The sequence below is a fragment of the Sphingobium sp. genome (assembly GCF_049304695.1).
Taxonomy (GTDB): domain Bacteria; phylum Pseudomonadota; class Alphaproteobacteria; order Sphingomonadales; family Sphingomonadaceae; genus Sphingobium.
This window is the reverse complement of record NZ_JBAQOK010000087.1, coordinates 95623-118988: the sequence shown is the minus strand read 5'-3', so window position 1 is coordinate 118988 and position 23366 is coordinate 95623. Positions and strand designations below refer to the sequence as shown.

The following is a 23366-nucleotide window of genomic DNA, read 5'->3' as shown; positions in this document are numbered from 1 at the left end:
ATCCGCTGGTCAGCGCAATCCGCACCGCCTCCTGCTTGAACTCTTCTGTATGCTTGATCATCTCGTCGGTCTCCTGTTGCGAGCTCTAATCGCTCAGGTGACCGGCGCAAATCCGTTACAAGTCCATTCCCCTCCCCTTATAGGGGAGGATTTTTATGGCGTTTCATGATCGCCATCTTACCCACCTTCGTCATCCCGGACTTGATCCGGGATCCCGCTTCCTGTCGCACGGTGGGACAAGGGCAGCGGGACCCCGGATCAAGTCCGGGGTGACGATGAAGGAGAGGGTGGCTCATCCTCGATTGCGGATGCATCTCCCCCGAAACGCCCCAACATCCGCTTCCAATGTAGGATTTTCTCTGATTCAGTCGGTCCCATGGATCACAGCGCCCACCTCTACACGCACTACCACACCCAACCGACGCGTCACCGTGACGCAACCGACGCGCCCCAGTCGCGCAACTGTGACCCAACTGGCGCGTCGCAGGCGCGTCCCTGTCGCTTCACAACCCGAAATCCCACAAATCGCATCCCAATCACCCCACGACATCGTGAACTTCGCTCGTCGCACCCCCGTGACCCTCACCCCCACACAGCGCCGCTTCCAAAGCCCCAAGCAAATCCTTCGCTTGCACCCGCGCCCGCGCCGCCTATCTCTGCACAAACCCGAATCGCATCCTGAAAGCCCGTCATGACCGCTACCCATTCCACCCGTATGCTCATCCTCGGTTCCGGTCCGGCTGGCCTGTCTGCCGCCATCTATGGCGCGCGGGCCGGTCTTGCGCCGATCGTGGTGCAGGGGATGCAGCCGGGCGGGCAGTTGACCATCACCACCGATGTCGAAAACTACCCCGGCTTCCGCGATGTCATTCAGGGTCCGTGGCTGATGGAGCAGATGCAGGCGCAGGCCGAGCATGTCGGCGCGCAGATGATGTATGACCAGATCGTCGATGTGGACCTGTCGGAACGCCCGTTCCGCCTGACCGGTGACAGCGGCAAAGTCTATGTCGCCGACACGCTGGTCATCTGCACCGGCGCGCAGGCCAAATGGCTGGGCGTGGAGGGTGAGGAGCATTTGCAGGGCAAGGGCGTGTCCGCCTGCGCCACATGCGACGGTTTCTTCTATCGCGGCAAGAAGGTGGTCGTCATCGGCGGCGGCAATACGGCGGTGGAGGAAGCGCTCTACCTCACCAACCACAGCCATGACGTGACCCTGATCCACCGCCGCGACAGCCTGCGCGCGGAAAAAATCCTGCAGGAACGGCTCCACGCGCACCCCAATATCAAAGTGCTCTGGAACAAGGCCGTCGATCGCTTCGTGGGTGGCGGCACGCCCGAAGGGCTGGTCGGTGTCGACCTGATCGACACGGTGACGGGCGAAAAATCGCATGAGCCGACCGATGGCGGCTTCGTCGCGATCGGCCATCATCCCGCGACCGAACTGTTCACTGGCAAGCTGCCGATGGACGAGGGCTATTTGCTGGTGGAAAAGGGCACGACCCACACCGCCATCCCCGGCGTGTTCGCGGCGGGCGACGTTACTGACAAAATCTATCGTCAGGCCGTGACGGCGGCGGGCATGGGCTGCATGGCCGCGCTGGACGTGGAGAAATTTCTGGCGGAAGCGGATTTCGAGGCCATGGCGGCGGAGTAAACCCAACCCCGGTTCGTTTCGAGCGAAGTCGAGAAACCTGTCTCGACCCACTCGGATCGAACGGCCTTAGCCCGCCACTTTGCTCCGCGCAAAGGCGACCAGCGACCCGAACGTCTCGAACGTATCCCCGTCGATATCGTCATCGTCGATCAATATGTCGAAACGATCCTCCATCTCGGTCAGCAATCCCGCGACCGCCATGGAATCCAGTTCGGGCAGTGCGCCGAACAGCGGGGTATCGCTGTCGAACGCATCGACCCGATCCTGAGTCAGGCCCAGGACGTCACGCAGCAAGGCGCGCGTCAGGCTGTCGATGGCATCGGTCCGGTCGTCCGGCTGGGGATTGTGCGCCTGCATGATGGCGGCCTTCCTAGACATTGCGACTTTATCCGACAAGCGCGGAAATGGCCGTGCGCGCGGCGGGCAACCAGCAGGACGGGGCACGCGGGTTGAACGCATCGATGCGATGCAGGGGAATGCGCTCCTCCATCCATTCGGTTTTGTACCCATTGTCGCCGGTGCCATAGTCGATCATGTCCACCCGGTCCCCGTCGATGGCGCGTTCGAACATGGCATGGCTCAGCAACGTGCCGGGCGATCCGGCGTCATGGGCGCGATCATGGGACAGTTTGTGGATCAGCGCGACGCCATTCTCCACCGTCCAGAGCTGCGCCGCGACCGCGCGCCCCTCCACCCGCGCAAAGCCCAGCCGCAGGCTGCCCGCCGCACTTTCCCGCTGCGCCAGTGCATGCAGAAAGGACAGGCCGGGTTCGGGCTGTTTCCAGCTACGCCCATGCACATCGACATAATCGCGCCACAGCGCATCGGTCAGCCGGTCGGTGATCGACAGCGCATAGGGACTTGCCCGCCCCTTGCGCCGCACCAGATTACGCAGCCGACCGGGGCGGCTGGCCCAATAGGCTGCAAAATCCCGCCCGTTCAGCCGCAACACATGCCGCCCGCCCATCGGCCGCGACAGGGCAAACCATCCGGCGCGGCGCAGGCTGGCCAGCCATGGCCCGGTTTCCTCCATCGGATAGAGATCGACCTGCCGACTGGTCGCCAGCAGATGCCGGGCAAGGGCATCGAGCAAGTGCATGCGTTGCGCCATGTCCGCTGCGCCAGTCACGACCGGCGCCCAGCCAAAACTATACCAGTTGGCCAGCGCCGATGCCCGGCGCGGGGCAGGGGCGGTCAGGAACAGCCATGCCTGCGCATCCCCGTCCTGCGCGGCGATCACCCGGACGGGCTGATCGGACAGGCAGTGGGCGTGCAGCGATGCGAACCAGTCGAGCCGGTCGAACAGACATGGCGCGGCCCCGCGATCCAGACGGCCATGCAGCGCGTCCGTCACTTGCCCGAAGCTGTGATATTCCCTTGTCTTCGGCAACCGACTATCTCCATGACGAAATCTGGCCCCTAAAGGAAAAATCTGGAGATGGAGTTAAGCGCGCCTGCGCCTTTGCAAAGGGTCGATCCCGCCATGCTGCGGCCGATCGACCATATATTGTTGCGGGGCGATCCGGCGCGGTTGGCGCTGGACGGGCGGTCGGGCAGCTACAGCTTTGCCGAACTGGAAGACACGCTGGGGCGGCTGGCCGGATGGCTGGCGGGATTTGGCCTGGGGCAGGGCGCGCGCGTGGCCAGCTGGATCGCCAAGGGGCCGGTCGCCGCGCTGATGCCGCTCGCTGCGCCGCGCGCGGGCCTTGTCCATGTGCCGGTCAACCCGCTGCTCAAACATGCGCAGGTCGCCCATATCCTGGCCGACAGCGGCGCGCGGTTGCTGATCGGCACGGCGGCGCGGCTGGATACGCTGGGGGCGGGCGACGTCCCGCCGGACTGCCAGTTGCACCGCGAAGATGACGCCGCCTGCGCGATGAGCGGCGGCCCCACGCTGGGGCCATCGCAGGCCGCGCCCGACGATCTCGCCGCGATCCTCTACACCAGCGGATCGACCGGACGGCCCAAGGGCGTGATGCTCAGTCACGCTAATCTCTGGCTCGGCGCAGTCGCGGTGGCCGATTATCTGGGCATGGATTCGGACGATCGGACAGCCTGCGTTCTGCCGTTCAGTTTCGATTACGGCCAGAATCAGTTGTTTTCCACTTGGGTTGCGGGCGGATGCGTCTATCCACTCGACTATCTGACGCCGCGCGACGTCATGAAACTGGTGGACCGGCGCGACATCACGACACTGGCCGGGGTGCCGCCGCTCTGGGTGCAACTGGCCGAACTGGACTGGCCTGCCGAGGTTGCGGCAAAGCTGAAACGCCTGACCAATAGCGGCGGTGCATTGACCCGCCCATTGGTGGCAAAGCTGCGTGCGTTGTTTCCGCAGGCGGACATCTATCCCATGTATGGCCTGACCGAAGCCTTCCGCTCCACCTATCTGCCGCCCGCGCTGGTGGACAGTCACCCCGATTCGATGGGCCGCGCCATTCCCTTTGCGGAGATCATGGTGGTGCGCGCCGATGGCAGCATCACCGACGACGACGAACCGGGCGAACTGGTCCATTGCGGACCATTGGTGGCGCAGGGCTACTGGAATGATGCGCCGCGCACCGCCGAACGGTTCCGGCCAGCCCCGCCCGCTTCGATTTATGGCGGCATGGCGGTATGGTCGGGCGACACGGTGCGGCGGGATGCGGATGGCTTGCTGTTTTTCGTCGGTCGCGACGATGCGATGATAAAGTCGGCAGGCAACCGGATCAGCCCGACCGAGATAGAGGAAGCGGCCGTCGCCGTCCCCGGCGTGGCCGAAGCCGTGGCTCTTGGCGTGAAGGATGACCGGCTGGGGCAGGCGGTGCTGCTGCTGATCCGCGCCGATCCCGCCATCGTGCCATCGGTCGCCGCGCATCTGAAATCCGAACTCCCCAATTTCATGCAGCCGCGCGATATCCTTGTGCTGGACGCATTTCCCCGTAACCCGAACGGCAAGATCGACCGGGTTGCCCTCACCAAGGATTATGCCGCATGAAGCCGATGGGACCGATCCCGCCATGGTTCGCGGCGGACGAAGGCATGTTGCTGATCGGCGGATGTGGCGCGGCCAGCCTTGTGGACGAAGCGGGCGACACGCCGCTGTTCGTCTATGACATGGCCATCGTGGAAGCACAGATACGCCGCTTTCGTGACGCGATGCCGGGCCGCATCGACCTGCATTATGCGATCAAGGCAAACCCCTATGCGGCTTTGCTGACGCATATGGTGGGGCAGGTGGATGGCTTCGACATCGCATCGGGCGGCGAACTGGCCATGGCGCTGGCATCGGGCATGGCCCCGCACGCCATCAGCTTCGCCGGGCCGGGCAAGCGCGACGATGAATTGTCCGCCGCGATCTTTGCAGGCGTGACGATCAACCTGGAATCCGAAGGCGAAGGGCGCCGCGCGCTCGCTATCGCCGATCGCATTGGGAAGGTGCCGCGTCTTGCCGTGCGTGTGAACCCGGACTTCGATCTGAAAGGATCGGGCATGCGGATGGGCGGCGGGGCCAAGCCGTTCGGCGTGGACGCCGATCGCGCCGCCGCGCTCGCCCGCGCGATGATCGACGGCGGGGCCGACTGGCGTGGCTGGCATCTCTTCGCGGGCAGCCAGAATCTCGATCCGCTCGCCATCATCGAAACGCAGGGTGCGACGATCGCGCTGGCCGCTCGCCTGTCCGACACGGTCGGGGCCACGCCGCCGCTGGTCAATCTGGGCGGCGGCTTTGGCTTGCCCTATTTCCCCGGCGACGTGCCGCTGGATATCCGGCCCATTGGCGTCGCGCTCGACAGCGCGCTGGAATCGCTGCCCGACATATTGACCGACAGCCACTTCGCCCTTGAGCTTGGCCGCTGGCTGGTGGGGGAGGCGGGCGTCTATCTGACCCGCGTCATCGATGTGAAGATCAGCCAGGGCGAAACCTTCATCGTCGTCGATGGCGGCCTGCATCATCAACTGGCGGCCAGCGGCAATTTCGGCACGGTGGTGCGTCGCAACTATCCTATCGCTATCGCCAACCGCTTCGACACGCCCGCCGCATCGGACCCGGTGACGGTCGTTGGCTGCCTCTGCACCCCCATCGACCGGCTGGGCGACAAGGTGGCGTTGCCGCCCGTAAAGGAGGGCGACCTGATCGCGATCTTCCTGGCCGGCGCCTATGGCGCGACCGCTAGTCCTGCGGCATTTCTTGGCCACCCAAGTCCTCGCGAACTTTTACTTGGCTGATCTGCGAAGCACTTAACTCCTAACGGTATTTTTACCCTTTCCCGGCATGAAGAGGTCGCAAGCCTTGTGCTGACGACCCGCCGCGACTCTTCGGCAGGCCAGTGGCGCATGGCCGGACAAAGAGGGTGAGACACATGCGTTTTCGGCGGATTTCCAGGCTCCTGATCGGTGCATCCTTGCCAGCCGTGGCATTGACCGGCTGTGCATCGGGAGTCGCGACCGGCCCGCAATTGCCCTCCGCATCTCTGGTTTCGACGCAGGAAGGACCGGGTGAGGAATATATCATCGGCCCGCTCGATGACCTGACCATCTTCGTATGGCGCAACCCTGAACTGGGCGCAAAGGTGCAGGTGCGGCCCGACGGGCGCATCACCACGCCATTGATCGCCGACATGCCGGCCGTGGGCAAAACGCCCAAGATACTGTCCGACGACATCAAGGCGGCACTGAGCAAATATATCGAAAATCCGCTGGTGTCGGTCATCGTCAATAATTTCAGCGGCACGTTCAGCCAGCAGGTGCGGATCGTGGGCGCGACCGAAAAGCCCGCCTCCATCCCCTATCGCGCGAACATGACGCTGCTCGACGCGATGATCTCCGTCGGCGGCCTGTCCGAATATGCGGCGGGCAACCGCGCGCGCCTTGTCCGCGCCGACAAGGTGACTGGCAAGCAGCAGGAATTTCAGGTCCGCCTGACCGACCTGCTCAAGAAGGGCGATACCAAGGCCAACGTCATGCTCGCCCCCGGCGACGTGATCATCATCCCGGAAAGCATGTTCTGATATGGCCGGTCTGTACGATGAATTGCTGCTGTTGCTGCATGGCATATGGAGCCGCCGCTGGGTCGCGCTGGGCGTTGCCTGGGGCATCGCCATGCTTGGCTGGCTGGGCGTTGCGCTGATCCCCAACAGCTATCAGTCCAAGGCGCGGGTCTATGTGAACACCCAGTCGCTGCTGGCGGACAAGATCGGCATCACGCAGGTCCAGTCGCAGCAGGATCTCGACCGGGTGCGCAACACGCTGGTCAGCGCGGAGAACCTGGAAAAGGTCGTGCGCGACACCGACCTGTCGCAGAGCGTATCCGGCCCCCGCGACGTGGCGGCCAAAATCACCACGCTGCGCGAAAACATCACCCTGATGGCGCAGGCCGACCCCAGCATGATCGACATCAGCGCATCGTCCGCCGACAGCAGCATGTCGGACGGCGCGAATGCGCGCATCGCGCAGCAGGTCGTGCAGAAACTGATCGACATTTTTCAGGAAGAAAATCTGTCGGGCGACCGCACCCAGACGCGCCAGAGCCTTGGCTTCCTCGACCAGCAGATCGCTGTACGCGGCAAGCAGTTGGAGGCCGCCGACCAGCGCCGCGTCGAATTTGCGCAACGCTATGTCGGGTTGCTGCCCGGCGCAGGCACCATCAGCCAGCGCATGGACGCCGCGCGGATGGAGATCAACAATATCGATTCGCAGATGGTGCAGGCGCAAAGCGCATTGAGCGCGATGAACGGCCAGCTGGCTGGCACGCCGCAGACTTTGCCGGGCGTCGGCGCATCGGGGGGCTTGTCCTCGCTGGGTCAGGCGCAGGCCAATCTGGCGTCCATGCGTGCGCGTGGCTGGACCGCCAACCATCCCGACGTGATCGCGGCCCAGCGTGAGGTTGATAGCCTGCGCAAGACCGGCAGCGGTGGGGGCGCAGGCGGCGGCGCGACGGCCAACCCGGCCTATCTGTCGATCAAATCCATGCAGGCCGAACGATCCGCCACGGTGCAGGCGCTCTCGACCCGCAAGGCGCAATTGCAGGCCGACCTCAACACCATGATGTCCAAACAGGTCGATGAACCCGGCGTCGCGTCCGAGCAGGAAAAGCTCGACAGCGATTATGCGGCGATCAAGGCGCAATATGACAAGCTGATGTCCGATCGGGAGGAAATCCGCCTGCGTGGCGATGTGAAGACCGAAACCGGATCGGTCCAGTTTCAGGTCATCAATCCGCCCAGCACGCCGACTTCGCCCATCGCGCCCAACCGGCCACTGCTGTTGCTCGGCGTGCTGTTCCTGGCGATCTGCATTGGCGTGGGCGTGGCTTTCGCCATGGGGCAGCTCAAGGGAAGCTTCCCTACCGCCGCGCGGCTGGAAAAGGCGATCGGCCTGCCGGTCGTCGGGTCGATCAGCCAGACGCTCAATGCCGCGCAGGTCGCGATCGACAGGCAGCGGATGAAATATTTCGCCGGAGCGAGCGGCGCGCTGGCCGTGGTCTGCGTGCTGCTGATCGTGGTCGAATTTGTTCAGCGCGGGATGGCGTGACCTGTGGGCCTGAAGGAAACAGATATGAACCAGCATAGCCCCATCAAGGGTGGATCGCTGATCGAACGGGCGACGGAAATCTATGATTTTTCCGCCGCCCTGCGCGGTCGCGCCGCACCCGCCGTCGATCTGTCCGCCGACATGCCGCCAGCGCCGGTGGTCATGCCAGTGCCGCTCGCCACACCGGCACAGGCGTTCCGCGCCCTGCCATGGACCGGCCCGGTTCAGCCCATCGACCGCATCAAGCTGGCCGAAGCGGGCTATCTGCGCCCCGATAGCGCTGTCACCGCGATGAGCGAGGAGTTTCGCCTGCTCAAGCGCGACCTGCTCGCCCGGATGCAGGTCAGCGAACGGGGCAACCGCATCCTCGTCTGTTCCGCCCACAGCGGCGACGGCAAGACATTCTGCGCGATCAATCTGGCGCTCAGTCTGGCGGCGGAAAAGGATCGCGAAATCCTGCTGATCGACGCCGACTTCGGCAAGCCCGGCATACCTGAAGCCCTGGGGATCGAAGGCGGTCCCGGCCTGATGGATGCGCTGGCCGATCCGACGATTGCGATCGAAGACATCGTGATCCGCACCGACATACCCTCGCTCGCCGTGCTGCCAGCGGGGCAGCGCAGCAACGCGGACACCGAATATCTTTCCTCCGCGCGCACCGAACAACTGCTCGCCCGCCTGACGGAAGGGCGGCCAGACCGCATCGTCATCTTCGATTCGCCGCCCCTGCTGGCGGCATCGTCGGGCGCAGTGCTTGCCAGCCACGCGGCCATCGCGCTGCTGGTCGTGCGCGCCGACAGCACCGCCGAAAGCGCGATCCGTGAAGCGGCAGGCATGGTGAAGGGCGGGGCGCAGCTTCAGCTTCTGCTTAACGCCGTGCGGTTCCGTGGCGGGGATCGCCGCTTCGGCAGCTATTATGCCAAGGGGGAAGCCCAGTGAAGATGTCCGGTTTCTGGATTACGGGCGCTTCGCTCGCTGCGCTGGCCGCAGCGACCCCCGCCATGGCGCAATCGCGCAGCGGCAAGGTCGATGTGACGCCCTATCTGGGTATCGATCAGGTCGTGCTGGCCCCGATCAAGGGGGACGGCGATGTCCTGACCTACACCAATCTGACCGCAGGCATCAGCGCGCAGGTGCAGACCCGCCGCATGGAGGCGGCGATCGACCTGCAATATAATCACAGCTTCGGCTGGGGCAGTCAGGCCACGGATCAGGACGTGATCAGCGGCATCATCAGCGGGCAATATCAGGTCGCACGCGGCCTGACGCTGAACGCTGGCGGCATTGCGTCGCGCGTGCGCAGCGGCGGCCTGTCGGGCGCGGCCACGCTGCGCAACAGCGCCACCAGCCAGGTCTATGCCGGCTATGTCGGCCCATCCTACGCCACCCGGATCGGCGACATCGCCGTCAACGCCTCCTATCGTCTGGGCTATGCACGGGTCGAAGATGGCGCCGATGGCACCGTCTTCAACGATATTCCCAACGGCGCCTATGCCGATAGCTGGTCGCATAATCTGATGGGGTCGGTCGGCTTCGCGCCCGGCACGCTGCTGCCCGTGGGCCTGACCGCCAGCGCAGGGTATGACCGGGAAGATGCAAGCCAGCTGGACCAGCGGTTCGAAGATAAATGGGGCCGGCTCGACGCGACCTTGCCCGTGTCCCGCACGGTCGCTCTGGTCGGCGGCATCGGTTATGAGGATATCAGCATCAGCCAGCGCTCGCCGTTGCTGGACACGAACGGCACGCCGGTCATCCGCAACGGTCGCTATGTGACGGACAGGGATTCGCCACGCGCGCTCATCTATGATTTCGACGACATCATCTGGGACGTGGGCGTGCTGTGGCGGCCCAATCACCGTACCTCGTTCCAGGCGCGGGTGGGTGAACGCTATGGCGGCATGACCTATCAGGGCAGCTTTACGTGGCAGGGCCGGGACAGCAGCTTTTCGCTGGTCGTGTTCGACGGCATCGACAGTTTCGGTCGCCTGATTACCAGCAATGCGGCATCGCTGTCGGGCAGCAATCTCGACGTCGTGCGCAATCCGTTCACCGGCGACATCACCGGCTGTGCCTTTTCCACGACCGGCGGCGGGCAGTGCTTCAACGATGCTTTGACGGGCATCACTGGCACCAACTTCCGCTATCGTGGCGTCGCGGCGCAATATTCGCGTCAGCACGGGCCATGGGGATGGGGTCTGGGTGCTGGCTATTCGCAGCGCAAATTCATCACGCCGCAGGGTCAGGCCGTCCTGATTCGCGGGTCGAAGGACCAGAACTGGTACGGCCAAGCCTCGGCCAGCTATCGCGTCAGCGCCAGCGACACGATCGACACCGCCATCTACGCCAATTATTTCGACGCCAGCGACGGTCGTTCCAATGTGACCAATTACGGCGGCTACACCAGCTACAACAAGACTCTGTCGCGCCGCCTGTCGGCATCGGCATCGGTCGGGTTGGACGGCGTGAAATCCGACGACATCGACACGATCATCACCGCCATGGGCCAGGTCGGCCTGCGCTACAGCTTCTGACGTCGGCTACGGAGACTACAGAATGTACGATCAATTCTACGGATTGCAGGGCCGCCCGTTCCAGCTGACGCCGGACCCGCATTATTATTTCGAAAGCGCGACTCATCGCAAGGCACTGTCCTACCTGGGCTATGGTCTGGCGCAGGGGGAGGGGTTCATCGTCATCACCGGCGACATCGGCGCGGGCAAGACCACGCTGGTCGGCCATCTGATGCAGACGATCGACCCGGCGCGCCTGACGGCAGTCAAGATCGTATCGACGCAGGTGGAGGGCGACGACATGCTGCGCCTCGCCGCGCAGAGTTTCGGCCTTGCCACCGACGGCATGACGAAGGCAGCCACGCTGCAACAGATTGAAGCCTATCTACATGGTCAGGCGCGCGCAGGCCGCCGCACCCTGCTGATCGTGGATGAGGCGCAAAATCTGGCTATCACCGCGATCGAAGAATTGCGCATGCTGTCCAACTTCCAGCTGGGCGGACAATCGCTGTTGCAGATTTTCCTGCTGGGCCAGCCGGAGTTTCGCGATCTGGTCAAATCGCCGCGCCTCGAACAGTTGCGCCAGCGCGTCATCGCCACCCATCATCTCGAACCGATGACGGCGAACGAAATCGAACCCTATATCATCCACCGCCTCAGCATCGCGGGCTGGGCGGGCGACCCGTCCTTCACGCCCGCTGCCTTCGCCGCGCTGTATGACGCGACGGGCGGCGTGCCGCGTCGCCTGAACGCACTGGTCAGCCGCGTCCTGCTGCTGGGTGCGATCGAACAATTGCATGGCATCGACGCGGATGTCGTCGCTGCGGTCGTGAGCGACATGGGGATGGACACCGACATCGCGCCCGAACCGATCGCGCCCTCCATGCTGGACGATGTGGTCGAGCCGGTCGAAGAGGTGATGGAAACACCTGTCGCGGAACCCGAAGAGGAAGCGCAGCCCGAACCCGAAGCGCCCGTATCGACGTTCAGGCCGCTCTTCTCCGCGCCGTTCCCGATGGACGACGATCCGGTCGAAGACGCAGAGGAACCGACGATGCTGCATGAGGAAGTCGATGAGATCGAAACGCCTGCCGAACCGGCCATCGACGCCGAACAGGTCACGTCACTCCGGTCCGACATGATCGCGGAGATCGAAGGGTTGCGCGCCGAAATCGCGTCGCTGCGCGCGGTGCAGGCGCATGTTCCTTTCGCACCGGCTCCAGTCGAAACCATCGATCCCGAAGCGCTCAAGGGCTGCTTCACCCTGATCGAGGAACGGCTGGCGTCGCTGGAGTTTCGTGCCGAGGAACAGGACACCGCGCTGCGCCGCGTGCTGACCCTGCTGGTCGACTGGGTCGAGCGGGAAGAACGCATGGGTGTCGCCCAGCAGGACAGCGTCGCCGCCTGACACGCGCCTTGCCGCGCCCGTCGCCTCAGGACAAGGTAGAGCCATGATTATGAATGCCCTGTCCGTCGATGTGGAGGACTGGTTTCAGGTCGGCGCGTTCGACCGGACGATCCGCCGCGCCGACTGGGACGGCCTGACTCACCGTGTCGAGGGCAATACCGACGCGGTGCTCGACCTGTTCGCGCAAGCCGATGTGAAGGCCACTTTCTTCACGCTGGGCTGGGTGGCCGAACGCTATCCCGCGCTGATGCGCCGCATCGTCGATGCCGGGCATGAAGTGGCGAGCCATGGCTATGACCATGCCCGCGTTTTCACCTTCACCCCCGAACAATGGCGCGCCGACCTGCGCAAATCCCGCGCGATACTGGAAGATACCAGCGGGCAGGCCGTCACCGGCTATCGCGCGCCCAGCTTTTCCATCGACACCCGCACGCCATGGGCGCACCCCATATTGGCGGAGGAGGGCTATCGCTATTCCTCCAGCGTCGCGCCGATCCGGCACGACCATTATGGCTGGCCCGATTCGCCGCGCTTCGCGTGGAAGCCCGTGCTGGGGTCCGATCTGGTCGAACTGCCCGTCACCACGGCAAAGCTGGGCGGACGTACCCTCGCGGCTGGCGGCGGCGGCTTTTTCCGCCTTCTGCCCTATGGCTTTTCCCGCTGGGCGATCCGGCAGGTGAACCGGCAGGCAGGACGACCCGCGATCATTTATTTCCACCCGTGGGAAATCGACCCCGACCAACCCCGCGTCGCCAACGCGCCGCTGCGCTCGAAACTGCGCCATTACAGCAACCTGTCGGTCATGGCCGCCAAGCTGCGCCGCCTGACCCGCGACTTCGCCTGGACCCGCGTCGACGCGCTGGCCGATGCGCAGGCAGCGACGGCGTCATGATGGTGGGTAACGGCGCGGTCATGGCCGTCACGCAAATGGACCTCACCGATCCGGCGCAGGCACGCGCGGTCGATGCCTTCGTGCTGGGCCATGCCGATGGATCGCCCTTCCACCGCCCCGCCTGGCTGCACGCCATGGAACAAGCGACCGGCAATCGCGCGCTTCTGCTGGCAGCAGTCGGGCCATCGGGGCGGATCAGCGGCATCCTGCCCCTGCACTATGTCCGTAGCCGACTGTTCGGCGCGGCTCTGGTGTCCACCGCTTTTGCCGTCGATGGCGGCATATTGGCCGACGACCAGCGCGCGGTCGCGGTGTTGGCGGCAGCGGCCCAGACGCTGGCGAGCGAGCGCGGTGGCCTGTCGCTGGAGTTGCGCGGCGGCCCTGCGCCGGGCGGCCAATGGCAACGACTGGACGGCGCCCATGTCGGTTTCGTCCGTCCGCTGGCCGTCGATGACGAGGCGGAATTGCTGGCGGTGCCGCGCAAGCATCGCGCCGAACTGCGCAAGGCGCTCGCCAATCCCGCGCTGACCTTCATCGTCGGACGCGACAAGGCGCACATGCGTGACCATTACCGCGTCTACGCCCAAAGCGTGCGCAACCTCGGCACCCCCGTATTCCCCGCGCGTCTATTCCGCGAAGTCATGCACCGCTTTGGCGATGACGCCGATATATTGATCGTGCGCGACGGCGATCGCCCCGTCTCGGCAGTGCTGACGCTTTATCATAATGGCCGCGTCCTGCCCTATTGGGGCGGTGGCATTGCCGACGCGCGGCGGCTGCGGTCCAACGAACTCATGTATTATCGCCTGATGGGCCATGGCCGTGCGCGTGGCATGACCCTGTTCGATTTCGGCCGGTCGAAAGCCGGCAGCGGGCAGGCGGCATGGAAAAAGAGCTTCGGCTTCGATCCCCGTCCGCTCGTCTATCATGGCTGGTCGGCGGACGGCGAACGCCGCGACATCGACCCCAACAGCGCGCGCTATCAGCGCCGTATCGCGCTATGGAAAAAATTACCACTGCCGGTCGCCAACCTCATAGGTCCGTTGATTTCGCGCGGTCTTGGTTGAAACGGATACGAAATGTTCAGCCCTGCCGCTTAAACCGGGGCCAGGGGTGGCAACAGGGAATGACGTCCATGAATGTAATGACCGGCCTGGCCGTCATCGTTGAGGAGGCGCGTCTGACCGATGCTGCCTGCGTTGCTGAACTCGACGCTTGGGTCTGCACGCATCCTCGATCGACGCCCTTCCATCGCCCCGCCTGGATCATGGGCGTGGAGGAGGGCACGGGCCAGAAGGCTAGAATGTTGGTCGCCCGGATGGCGGGCGGCGAGATTATCGGCGTGCTGCCGCTCACCTACATCCGCTCCGCTCTGTTCGGCCGCGCGCTGGTGGGCAGTGGTTTTGCCGTCGATGGTGGCCTGCTGACCACCCATCGCAAGGCTGGTCCCGCGCTGGCGGACGCCGCATGGACGCTGGCGGAAAAGTTCGGTTGTTCAACGCTGGAACTGCGCGGTGGAGAAGCGCCCGGTGGTCCGGTCTGGCAGGAAAAGGCCGACGCCTATCTCGGTTTCTCCCGTCTGCTGATGGTGGATGACGAAGCGGAACTCAAAGCCGTACCCAAGCGCCACCGCGCCGAAATCCGCAAAGGGTTAGGCAATGACCTGATCTTTGAATGTGGCCGCAACAAAAGGCTGCGCGACATTCATTACCGGCTCTACGCCCACAGCGTTCATAATCTGGGCACCCCGGTTTTCCCCCGCGCGCTGTTCGACGCGATGCTCGACCGGCTGGGCGATGACGCCGATATTGCTGTGGTGTCGAAGGATGGCAAACCGCTCTCGGCGGTCATCAGCCTCTACCATCGCGGTGCCTGTATGCCCTATTGGCATGGCGCAGCAGAAGGTGCGCGGGCGATGCGGTCCAACGAAGTCCTCTATTTCCTGCTGATGCGTCAGTCGCGCGAGCGCGGCCTCACCACCTTCGATTTCGGCCGGTCAAAGGTCGGTACGGGGCCCGCTGCCTGGAAAAAGACATGGGGCTTTGAAGGCGAACCGCTCGGCTACTATCTGCGTACCGCGCCGGGCAAGGAGACACGCGACGTCAATCCGCTCTCACCGCAATATCGGCGCAAGGTGGAATTGTGGAAGAAGCTGCCCGAATCGATCGCCAACATCATCGGCCCGCATATCGCCAGAGGGCTGGGATGAGCGGCGAGATATTATTCCTGTGCCACCGGATGCCGTTCCCGCCCGATCGGGGCGACAAGATCCGCTCCTTCAACCTGCTCGCGCGGCTGACCGAGATCGCCCCCGTCCATGTCGGCTGCTTTGCCGATGACGATCGCGACATGGGTTTTGCCGACGACATGGCACAGGTCAGCGCCAGCCAGTGTGTGCAACGCCGCGATCGGTCCAAGATCGTCGCGGGCCTGACCGGCCTCGCCAAACGCCAGCCCCTGCTAGTATCCCTGTTCGACAGTCCCGCGCTCCACCGCTGGGTCGCCAGGACCCTGGCGCAGCGCCCGATCCGCGCCGTGGTCGCCTATTCCGCGCAGATGGCGCATTTCGTGCCTACGCTGCCGCCCGGCGTCCGTTTCCTGATGGACTTCGTGGATTTCGATTCGGCCAAATATGCCGCCTATGGCGCGCAGGGTTCCGGCCCGATGGCGTGGATCAACCGGCGGGAAGGGCGCATGCTGCTGAATTTCGAGCGGCAGGTTGCGGCTCGCGCCGACATCAGCGCCTTCGTCAGCGAAGCCGAAGCCGCCCTGTTCCGCACCGCCAGCGGCCTTGGTCCCGACCGGATCGTCGCGATCGAAAATGGCGTGGCGCTCGATTATTTCGATCCCGCTACCGACTTCCCTCCGCAAGATCATGGCGACGGCCCGCTGCTCGTCTTCACCGGCCAGATGGATTACCGCCCCAATGTCGAGGCGGTGGACAGCTTCGCCCGCCATACATTGCCAGCCATCCGCTCCGTCCACCCCGATGCCCGTTTTGCCATCGTCGGGCGCAACCCTGGCAAGGCCGTGACTGCACTCGCGGACCTGCCCGGCGTGATCGTGACCGGCGGCGTGCCGGACGTGCGCGGCTGGCTGGCGGCGGCCGATGTCGTCGTCGCCCCCCTGCGCATCGCGCGCGGTATCCAGAACAAGGTGCTGGAGGCGATGGCCATGGCCCGGCCTGTGGTGGCCTCGCCGCAAGCCGCCGAAGGCATAGACGCCACCAATGATCGCGATTTCTGCGTCGCCGCCAACCCGGCAGAGGAAGCCGCGAAGATCATTGCGCTCCTCGCCGATCCCGCCCGCGCAGCCCGACTGGGCGCGGCGGCGCGCGCGCGCATGGAGGCGCGCTATCGCTGGTCATCCACGCTCGCGCACCTGCCCGATCTGCTCTACGGCCCATCGCCAGCGATCGACACCCACGCCGCATGACCGATCGCGCCCTCTCTTATGATCGCATGCCCATGCTCGACTTCGCGGGCTGGCGCGGCCATCTGGCGGCGCTCGGCGTCGTCGCCTTCGCCATCCTGACGCTCTTCTTCGATGACGTCTGGTCGATGGTGTCGATCTGGTGGAACGCCTCCACCTTCGGCCATTGCCTGTTCATCCCGATCATCATCGCCTGGCTGGTGCAGCAACGCCTGCCCGGCCTGCGCCGGATGGAACCCGTCGCATGGACGCCGGGCCTGTTGTGGCTGGCGCTGGGCGCGCTGGCATGGCTGATCGGCGCGGCGGCAGGCGTGGCGATGATCCGCCATTTCGCGCTGGTCCTGATGCTTCAGGGCGCGTGCGTTTCGCTGCTTGGTCCCGCCGTCGCCCGCGCGCTGGCGTTCCCGCTTTTCTACGCCTTCTTCATGGTTCCGTTCGGCGAGGAAATCGTGCCGCAGCTGCAACTGGTGACGGCACGGCTCGCCATGATCTTCCTCGACCTGTCGGGCGTCCCCGCCCATATGGAGGGGATATTCATCACCACGCCGACCGGCTATTTCGAAGTTGCCGAAGCCTGTTCGGGCGCGAAATTCCTGATTGCCATGACTGCCTATGGCGTGCTCGTCTGCAACGTGTGTTTCCGCACATGGCCGCGCCGCATCATCTTCATGACCGGCGCGCTGACTCTGTCCGTCCTCGCCAACGGCGTGCGCGCCTTCGCCACCATATTGGTCGCGCATCTGACCACCGTGGATGCTGCCGTCGGTTTCGATCATGTCGTTTATGGCTGGGTCTTCTTCGCCATCATCATGGCCGTCGTCATGACCGCCGCCTGGCCCTTCTTCGACCGCAAACCCGATGACCCGTGGTTCGATCCGCGCGCGTTGCAGGGCGCAGTCCCATCCGGCTCGCACGCTGGCGGCGTAGCGGGCTGGGCCTTGGCCCTGATCGTCGCCGCGCCCCTCTGGCTCGCCGCCACCGCCGCCACCGCCGACCCCTTGCCCGACAGGCTGGACCTGCCCACCGTCCCCGGCTGGACGCGCATCGACGCAGCCCAATCCTACCCATGGAAACCCCGTTTCGACGGTGCGGATCATTTCGTCATGGGCAGCTATCGCAACGCAGCCGGGCAGGAGGTCGACCTCACCATCGCCACCTACAACCGGCAGGATGAAGGCCGCAAGCTGGTCGGTTTCGGACAGGGCGCGGTCGATCCCGACAGCGAATGGGTCTGGTCATCCCCCGCGCCCGCGCCCGCCGATGCGCGCGGCGAACAGATTACCGCGCCCGGTCCGACCGTCCGCCATGTCGTCAGCTACTATATCGTCGGACGCGGCGCACCCACCGGCAGCAAGCCAGCGGTCAAGGTCGAAACGATGAAGGCCCGCCTGCTCGGCACCGACCAGCGCGCCGTCGCCATCCTCCTGTCCGCGCAGGAAGGGGAGGGCCGCCCATCCGACCCCGCCATCGCCGCTTTCCTGTCGGATCTGGGCGATGTGAAGGATTTGGCTGACCGCAGCGCGGGCATCCGCTAGGGGGTTAAGCCATGTGCGGAATAGCGGGCATCTTCCACCTCGAAACGGCCAAGCCCGTGGACCCCATGCGGGTGCGCGCGATGCTGGACGTCATGCCGCATCGCGGCCCCGACGGCACCGGTATCTGGACCGCGCCGGGGGTGGGGCTGGGCCATCTGCGCCTCTCGATCATCGACCTGGAATCGGGCGCGCAGCCGATGCTGACCGACGACGGGGCGCTGGCCGTCACCTTCAACGGCGAAATCTACAACTTCGCCGAAGTCCGCGCCGAACTGGAGGCGAAGGGCCATGTCTTTCGCACCCATAGCGACACCGAAGTCATCCTGCACGGCTACCGCCAATGGGGCGAAGCCTGTGTCGAGCGCTTCAACGGCATGTTCGCTTTCGCCCTGTTCGACGCACGCGCGCAATCGCTCTGGCTGGTGCGCGATCGGCTGGGGGTCAAGCCGCTCCACTACACCCTGCTATCGGACGGCAGCCTGATCTTCGGATCGGAACTTAAAAGCCTGCTCGCTCACCCGCTGCTGCGCCGCGCGCCCGACCTCTCCGCGCTGGAGGATTATATGGCCTATGGCTATGTCCCCGACGACGCCTGTCTGGTCGCTGGCGTGCGCAAGCTTGGCGCTGGCGAAACGCTCCGCCTCGTGCGCGGAAGGCCCTTGCCCTCGCCGCAACGCTATTGGGACATCAGTTTCGCTGACCGGACCAAGGCAAAACCCGAAGCCCTGGAGGAAGAACTGGTCGCCCTGATGCGGCAGGCCGTGCGATCGCGCATGGTCGCCGACGTGCCCCTGGGCGCGTTCCTGTCCGGCGGCGTGGATAGCAGCAGCGTCGTCGCGCTGATGGCCGAAGCCTCGTCGCAGGCCGTCAAGACCTGCACCATCGGCTTCGACGTGGCTGCGCTCGACGAAACCGCCTATGCCGAACGCATCGCGCGCCGTTTCGCCACCGATCACCGCACCCGCACCGTATCGCCCGATGATTACAGCCTGATCGACCGGCTAGCCTTCCATTTCGACGAACCCTTTGCCGACGCCTCGGCGCTGCCCACCTTTCGCGTGTGCGAACTGGCGCGCGAGCAGGTGACGGTCGCGCTGTCGGGCGACGGCGCGGACGAAGCCTTTGCCGGATACCGTCGCCATCGTTTCCAGATGCAGGGCGAACGCTTCCGTGGCCTCATACCCGCTGCGGTGCGCCAACCCTTATTCGGCACGCTGGGCAAATATTATCCCAAGGCCGACTGGGCGCCTCGTGCGCTGCGCGCAAAATCCACTTTCCTCGAATTGGCGGGGGAGGGGGGCGAAGCCTATGCCGCGTCGGTCGGCGTGACCCCCCACGCCCTGCGCCAGCGCCTCTATACGCAGGACTTGAAAAGCCGCCTGACCGGCTACCGCGCGGAGGACCGCTATATCAAGGCGATGGCCGACGCACCCGCCCGCGACCCGCTCGACCGCGCGCAATATGCGGACCTGCGCATCTGGCTGCCCGGCGACATATTGACCAAGACCGACCGCATGAGCATGGCCGTCAGCCTGGAAGCACGCGAGCCTTTGCTCGACCATCGCCTCGTCGAATTCGCCGCCCGCCTGCCGGTGAACCAGCGGATACGCGGCAACAGCGGCAAATATCTGATGAAAAAAGCGATGGAGCCGTTCCTGCCGCAGGACATTCTCTACCGTCAGAAAATGGGCTTCGTCACTCCCATCAGCGCGTGGTTCCGTGGCCCGCTGGCCGGCGAAGCGACCGCCATCGCGGGTGGATCAGCCCTCGCTCGCACCGGCTGGTTCGACACAGGCGTATTGGCCAAAGTCGCCGCTGACCATAAATCCGGCCTCGCCGACCATGGCCGCCTGCTCTGGCAACTGCTGATGCTGGACAAGGCGCTGACCCGCCTGTTTGCGGTGTGAGGAGCATTATGAACCCGTTCGCCCTGAGCGAAGTCGAAGGGTGCGGCTGAGCGCAGCGAAGCTACTTCGCCAAGCTCAGTAGAGGGCTTCGACTGCGCTCAGCCCGAACGGGTGAGTTCGAACCCCTTGCAACGCCGCCCGCACAGTGCCAACGGGAAGCATGGCGATAATCGGGGCGCATCGGTGACAGTTTCCAAGGAAGTCGTGCGCCTGCGGCTCTATGCGCTGTGTCTGGCTGGCGATATGGCCGGGCTGTTCTGCGCCTTTCTCGCCGCCAACTGGTTCGTGCTGGGCGCGCTCTGGGGCGAACCGGGCAAGCCCCATGGCCTCGTCATGTTCGCGATGATCGCCCCGCTCTATGCGCTGCTCGCGGTGCAGGGCGGCGCTTATGGCATTAACACGCTCGACCGGGTCAGGCGTGGCATCGTCCGCGCGCTGCTCGCGCTGGCGCAGGCGGCGATGCTGATGCTGCTGATCGTCTATCTGGGCAAGATTGCCGAGCAACTCTCGCGCCTCACCTTCGTCACCGGTCTGGTCCTCAGCGCCATCGCGGTCACGCTCGTTCGCATCGCGGTCGTCCGTCTCGCGGGACTGCTGCTGGACGACGTGCCGCATCTGACCGCCGTCATCATGGATGGCGTCACGATAGACACCGGCCCGCACATGGCCGTGCTGCACGCCGACGCCGCCAATCTCCACCCCGACCGCCATGATGCCGACATGGCCGCGCGCCTCGCCGCTGCCGTGGGCATGGCCGAACGCGTCATCGTCGCCTGCCCGCTCGACCGGATGGCGGACTGGTCCGCCGCGCTTAAATCGCTGTCAGCGCGCGGCGAGATTGTCGTCCCCGAACTGCTGCGTTTTGCGCCTGCCCGCATCGACCAGTTCGATGGCCAGCCCACCATCATCGTCGCGGGCGGCCCGCTCCATTTCCGCGATCGCCTGATCAAGCGCCTGTTCGACGTCATCGTCGCTGCTATCGCCACCATCCTCCTCTCGCCCATGCTGATCGCTGCCGCACTCGCGGTAAAGCTGACCAGCCCCGGCCCGGTCCTCTTTCGCCAGCCGCGCATCGGCAAGGACGCACGCTCCTTCTCCATCTACAAATTCCGCTCGATGCGCAGCGACGCCAGCGACCGTCACGCCACGACTCTCACCAAGCGCGACGACGCCCGCGTCACCCGCGTCGGCGCTTTCCTGCGTCGCACCAGCATCGATGAATTGCCGCAGCTTTTCAATGTGTTGAAGGGCGACATGAGCATCGTTGGCCCGCGTCCCCACGCCGCCGCGGCCAAGGCAGGCGACAGCCTCTATTGGGAAGTCGACGCGCGCTATTGGGGCCGCCACTGCATCAAGCCGGGCATGACAGGCTTGGCGCAGGTGCGCGGCCATCGCGGATCGACCGACCATCATCAGGATCTGATTGACCGGCTGCAATCGGACCTTGAATATGTCAGCGACTGGTCGATCTGGCGCGACCTGCGCATCATCGTCGCGACGCTGGGCGTCCTCGTCCACCACAAGGCCTATTGAGCATGATCGACCCGTGGCTGGCCGCAATCCTGCTCGTTTCGCTGATCGCCGTGCTATGGCCCTTCGCCTTCTATCCACTGATTCTGCGCGCCCTGCCGACCCGCCCCGAACGCCCCACTGCCGCGCCGCCACCCAGTGCCTCGTTGATCTTCTGCGCCTATAATGAAGCCGCCGCGATGCCGGAAAAGCTGGCCAATCTCGCCATGCTGAAACAGCGCCACCCCGCGCTCGACATCCTCGCCTTCGACGACGGATCGTCCGACGGCACGGCCGGGCTGATCGCAGCAGCAGGCAACCTCCTCACCCTTGTCAAAGGGCCGGGACGCAGCGGCAAGGCGCACGGCATGAAGCAACTCGCCGCCCAGGCGCGTAGCGACGTCCTGATCTTCACCGACGCCAACGTCCTGCTCGACCCGGACGCCGTCGACAATCTGCTGACCCGCTACGCCGACCCGGAAGTCGGCGGCGTCCTTGGCTCGCTCCATTATGTGGGGGAGGGGGAGACCGCGACCGCCGCCGTCGGCTCGCTCTACTGGCGGATCGAGGAAAAGTTGAAGGACGAAGAATCGCGCACCGGCAATGTGCTGGGCGCAGACGGCTCCATCTTCTCCATCCGCCGCAGCCTCTATCCCACCTTCCCCGACGACGTGCTGGACGACCTCACCGTCTCCATGGCCGTCATCTTTGCGGGCAAACGCCTCATCAAGGCGAAAGACGTCATCGCCCGCGAACGTCTCGTCACTGGCCGCACCGACGAATATCGGCGTAAGGTCCGCATCGCCGCCCGCGCCTGGCACACGCACCGCCATCTGCGCCCGCAACTGCGCGCGATGGCCGCGCTCGACCGCTTCAAATATGCCTCGCGCAAGATCATCCGCTGGTTCGGCGGCCTGTTCATCCTGACCGGCGCGATCGCGGCGGGGACGCTCGCCATGCGTATCTCGCCGATGTTCTACATGGTCGGCGCGCTGGGCGTCGCGCTCGTCATCTGGCTGGGGGTTCGCATGAAAAGCGGCCCGTTCGCGGCGATCGTGGACGTGCTGATCGCCTATGCCGCGACAATGCAGGGGGTGTTCCGGGCTATGACCGGACGCACAGTAACGACATGGAATCCGGCCAAGTCCCGCTGATCGGCCCCAATGCCCCTCGTCAAAGCCCCGCAATCTAGTATAGGCCGGTCCCACTACATCCGGCGATGATCGCGAAGCGGAGAATGACGTGATTACTGTTCAGCGGGTGGCCAAGGCTGCCGGCAAGCATCTGACCCGCACCGCCCTGAAACTGCGCAAGGCTTTGGGCGCGCGACCCACCCGCGCCTGTCCGGCCTGCGGTGCGATGGTCGTGGGCTTCTTCCGCTATGGCGACAATGGCGAATGGGGTTGCCCCCAATGTGGCGCATCCCCGCGCGAACGGCTGATGAACTGGCTGATCGCGCAAGGAACGCTGACGGTCCCCGCCGATGGCGCTGTGCTGCACATGGCCCCCAACGAAGCCAGCCTCGTCCGCCGCTTTTCCGCTGCCGCCGATTATGTGCCGGCCGATCTGGATCCGTCGCGCTACACAGTCCCCCACATGCGCCGCGTGGACCTGATGGAACTGGCCGACACCGACCGTTACGACCTCTTCTACGCCAGTCATGTGATGGAGCATGTCCCCGACGACATGGCCGTCCTGCGCAACATCCTGCGCGCATTGAAGCCCGGTGGCGAAGCCTGGTTGATCGTGCCCCTGTGGGACAAGCCGACCGAGGACGGCAGCTTCGACATACCCCCGCGTGAACGCGAACGGCGTTTTGGCCAGTGGGATCATGTCCGCCAATATGGTCCCGATTTCGCCGACCGCATCCGCGCCGCCGGTTTCGATCTGGAAGAGATCGACGCCATCAGCATCGACGCAGACGTGCGCCATTTCCATGGCCTCGACGACCGGCTGTTCCGCGCGCGCAAACCTGCATCCATCGCGCGGTGACGATCGCGTGAGCATCC

19 protein-coding genes are annotated in these 23366 nt (G+C 64.9%); 17 read left to right on the top strand and 2 right to left on the bottom strand.

The window, feature by feature from the left end; genetic code table 11:
• The first annotated feature begins 691 nt into the window (after positions 1-691).
• Positions 692-1654, top strand: a complete 963-nt coding sequence (gene trxB, locus WA070_RS16790; RefSeq protein WP_422635068.1) for a thioredoxin-disulfide reductase — start codon at positions 692-694, stop codon at positions 1652-1654.
• 66 nt (positions 1655-1720) lie between these two features.
• Here the strand turns inward: trxB and WA070_RS16785 are convergent, their stop codons facing one another.
• On the bottom strand, positions 1721-2011 hold the full coding sequence (locus WA070_RS16785) for a phosphopantetheine-binding protein (RefSeq protein WP_422635067.1): 291 nt from the start codon (positions 2009-2011) through the stop codon (positions 1721-1723).
• 28 nt (positions 2012-2039) lie between these two features.
• The gene (locus tag WA070_RS16780; protein ID WP_422635066.1) at positions 2040-3044 is read right to left on the bottom strand and encodes a GNAT family N-acetyltransferase; all 1005 of its coding nucleotides are present in this window, start codon (positions 3042-3044) and stop codon (positions 2040-2042) included.
• A gap of 48 nt (positions 3045-3092) precedes the next feature.
• Between WA070_RS16780 and WA070_RS16775 the strand changes: the two genes are divergently transcribed.
• The 16 genes from WA070_RS16775 to WA070_RS16700 all read left to right on the top strand — a co-directional run bounded on the left by WA070_RS16775 (position 3093) and on the right by WA070_RS16700 (position 23349).
• A complete protein-coding gene (locus WA070_RS16775) occupies positions 3093-4631 on the top strand; it encodes an acyl-CoA ligase (AMP-forming), exosortase A system-associated (RefSeq protein WP_422635065.1) in 1539 nt (512 codons plus the stop codon).
• Positions 4628-5860, top strand: coding sequence for a pyridoxal-dependent decarboxylase, exosortase A system-associated (locus WA070_RS16770; RefSeq protein ID WP_422635064.1), 1233 nt, complete (start codon positions 4628-4630; stop codon positions 5858-5860). The genes WA070_RS16775 and WA070_RS16770 overlap by 4 nt, the downstream gene beginning before the upstream one ends.
• A gap of 134 nt (positions 5861-5994) precedes the next feature.
• Entirely contained in the window at positions 5995-6642 is a 648-nt protein-coding gene (locus tag WA070_RS16765; RefSeq protein ID WP_422635063.1) for an XrtA/PEP-CTERM system exopolysaccharide export protein, read from the top strand.
• A 1-nt stretch (position 6643) separates the two neighbouring features.
• On the top strand, positions 6644-8164 hold the full coding sequence (locus tag WA070_RS16760) for an XrtA system polysaccharide chain length determinant (protein ID WP_422635062.1): 1521 nt from the start codon (positions 6644-6646) through the stop codon (positions 8162-8164).
• Between the two features lie 24 nt (positions 8165-8188).
• Complete coding sequence (locus tag WA070_RS16755; protein WP_422635061.1) at positions 8189-9103, top strand: AAA family ATPase; 915 nt, start codon at positions 8189-8191, stop codon at positions 9101-9103.
• Between the two features lie 2 nt (positions 9104-9105).
• On the top strand, positions 9106-10695 hold the full coding sequence (locus tag WA070_RS16750) for a hypothetical protein (RefSeq protein WP_422635075.1): 1590 nt from the start codon (positions 9106-9108) through the stop codon (positions 10693-10695).
• A 22-nt stretch (positions 10696-10717) separates the two neighbouring features.
• Positions 10718-12082: an XrtA/PEP-CTERM system-associated ATPase gene (locus tag WA070_RS16745; protein ID WP_422635060.1), complete on the top strand. Its 1365-nt coding sequence runs from the start codon at positions 10718-10720 to the stop codon at positions 12080-12082.
• A 43-nt stretch (positions 12083-12125) separates the two neighbouring features.
• A complete protein-coding gene (locus WA070_RS16740) occupies positions 12126-12974 on the top strand; it encodes an XrtA system polysaccharide deacetylase (protein ID WP_422635059.1) in 849 nt (282 codons plus the stop codon).
• A complete protein-coding gene (locus WA070_RS16735; protein WP_422635058.1) occupies positions 12971-14041 on the top strand; it encodes a FemAB family XrtA/PEP-CTERM system-associated protein in 1071 nt (356 codons plus the stop codon). The genes WA070_RS16740 and WA070_RS16735 overlap by 4 nt, the downstream gene beginning before the upstream one ends.
• A 68-nt stretch (positions 14042-14109) precedes the next feature.
• A complete protein-coding gene (locus WA070_RS16730) occupies positions 14110-15183 on the top strand; it encodes a FemAB family XrtA/PEP-CTERM system-associated protein (protein ID WP_422635057.1) in 1074 nt (357 codons plus the stop codon).
• Positions 15180-16409 carry a TIGR03087 family PEP-CTERM/XrtA system glycosyltransferase gene (locus WA070_RS16725; protein ID WP_422635056.1) on the top strand — a complete coding sequence of 410 codons (1230 nt, stop codon included), beginning with the start codon at positions 15180-15182 and terminating at the stop codon, positions 16407-16409. Before WA070_RS16730 ends, WA070_RS16725 begins: the two co-directional genes overlap by 4 nt.
• Positions 16406-17941 carry an exosortase A gene (gene xrtA, locus WA070_RS16720; RefSeq protein WP_422635055.1) on the top strand — a complete coding sequence of 512 codons (1536 nt, stop codon included), beginning with the start codon at positions 16406-16408 and terminating at the stop codon, positions 17939-17941. The genes WA070_RS16725 and xrtA overlap by 4 nt, the downstream gene beginning before the upstream one ends.
• An 11-nt stretch (positions 17942-17952) precedes the next feature.
• Positions 17953-19848 carry an XrtA/PEP-CTERM system amidotransferase gene (locus WA070_RS16715; RefSeq protein WP_422635054.1) on the top strand — a complete coding sequence of 632 codons (1896 nt, stop codon included), beginning with the start codon at positions 17953-17955 and terminating at the stop codon, positions 19846-19848.
• 183 nt (positions 19849-20031) lie between these two features.
• Positions 20032-21381: a sugar transferase gene (locus WA070_RS16710; RefSeq protein ID WP_422635053.1), complete on the top strand. Its 1350-nt coding sequence runs from the start codon at positions 20032-20034 to the stop codon at positions 21379-21381.
• Between the two features lie 2 nt (positions 21382-21383).
• The gene (locus WA070_RS16705; protein ID WP_422635052.1) at positions 21384-22511 is read left to right on the top strand and encodes a glycosyltransferase family 2 protein; all 1128 of its coding nucleotides are present in this window, start codon (positions 21384-21386) and stop codon (positions 22509-22511) included.
• A gap of 88 nt (positions 22512-22599) precedes the next feature.
• Complete coding sequence (locus WA070_RS16700; protein ID WP_422635051.1) at positions 22600-23349, top strand: class I SAM-dependent methyltransferase; 750 nt, start codon at positions 22600-22602, stop codon at positions 23347-23349.
• The last annotated feature ends 17 nt before the right edge of the window (positions 23350-23366 follow it).

Coding starts and splice junctions, on each gene's coding strand:
- trxB (WP_422635068.1), top strand. CDS start 692: ATGACCGCTACCCATTCCACCCGTATGCTCATCCTCGGTTCCGGTCCG.
- WA070_RS16785 (WP_422635067.1), bottom strand. CDS start 2,011: ATGCAGGCGCACAATCCCCAGCCGGACGACCGGACCGATGCCATCGAC.
- WA070_RS16775 (WP_422635065.1), top strand. CDS start 3,093: ATGGAGTTAAGCGCGCCTGCGCCTTTGCAAAGGGTCGATCCCGCCATG.
- WA070_RS16770 (WP_422635064.1), top strand. CDS start 4,628: ATGAAGCCGATGGGACCGATCCCGCCATGGTTCGCGGCGGACGAAGGC.
- WA070_RS16765 (WP_422635063.1), top strand. CDS start 5,995: ATGCGTTTTCGGCGGATTTCCAGGCTCCTGATCGGTGCATCCTTGCCA.
- WA070_RS16760 (WP_422635062.1), top strand. CDS start 6,644: ATGGCCGGTCTGTACGATGAATTGCTGCTGTTGCTGCATGGCATATGG.
- WA070_RS16755 (WP_422635061.1), top strand. CDS start 8,189: ATGAACCAGCATAGCCCCATCAAGGGTGGATCGCTGATCGAACGGGCG.
- WA070_RS16750 (WP_422635075.1), top strand. CDS start 9,106: ATGTCCGGTTTCTGGATTACGGGCGCTTCGCTCGCTGCGCTGGCCGCA.
- WA070_RS16745 (WP_422635060.1), top strand. CDS start 10,718: ATGTACGATCAATTCTACGGATTGCAGGGCCGCCCGTTCCAGCTGACG.
- WA070_RS16740 (WP_422635059.1), top strand. CDS start 12,126: ATGATTATGAATGCCCTGTCCGTCGATGTGGAGGACTGGTTTCAGGTC.
- WA070_RS16735 (WP_422635058.1), top strand. CDS start 12,971: ATGATGGTGGGTAACGGCGCGGTCATGGCCGTCACGCAAATGGACCTC.
- WA070_RS16730 (WP_422635057.1), top strand. CDS start 14,110: ATGAATGTAATGACCGGCCTGGCCGTCATCGTTGAGGAGGCGCGTCTG.
- WA070_RS16725 (WP_422635056.1), top strand. CDS start 15,180: ATGAGCGGCGAGATATTATTCCTGTGCCACCGGATGCCGTTCCCGCCC.
- xrtA (WP_422635055.1), top strand. CDS start 16,406: ATGACCGATCGCGCCCTCTCTTATGATCGCATGCCCATGCTCGACTTC.
- WA070_RS16715 (WP_422635054.1), top strand. CDS start 17,953: ATGTGCGGAATAGCGGGCATCTTCCACCTCGAAACGGCCAAGCCCGTG.
- WA070_RS16705 (WP_422635052.1), top strand. CDS start 21,384: ATGATCGACCCGTGGCTGGCCGCAATCCTGCTCGTTTCGCTGATCGCC.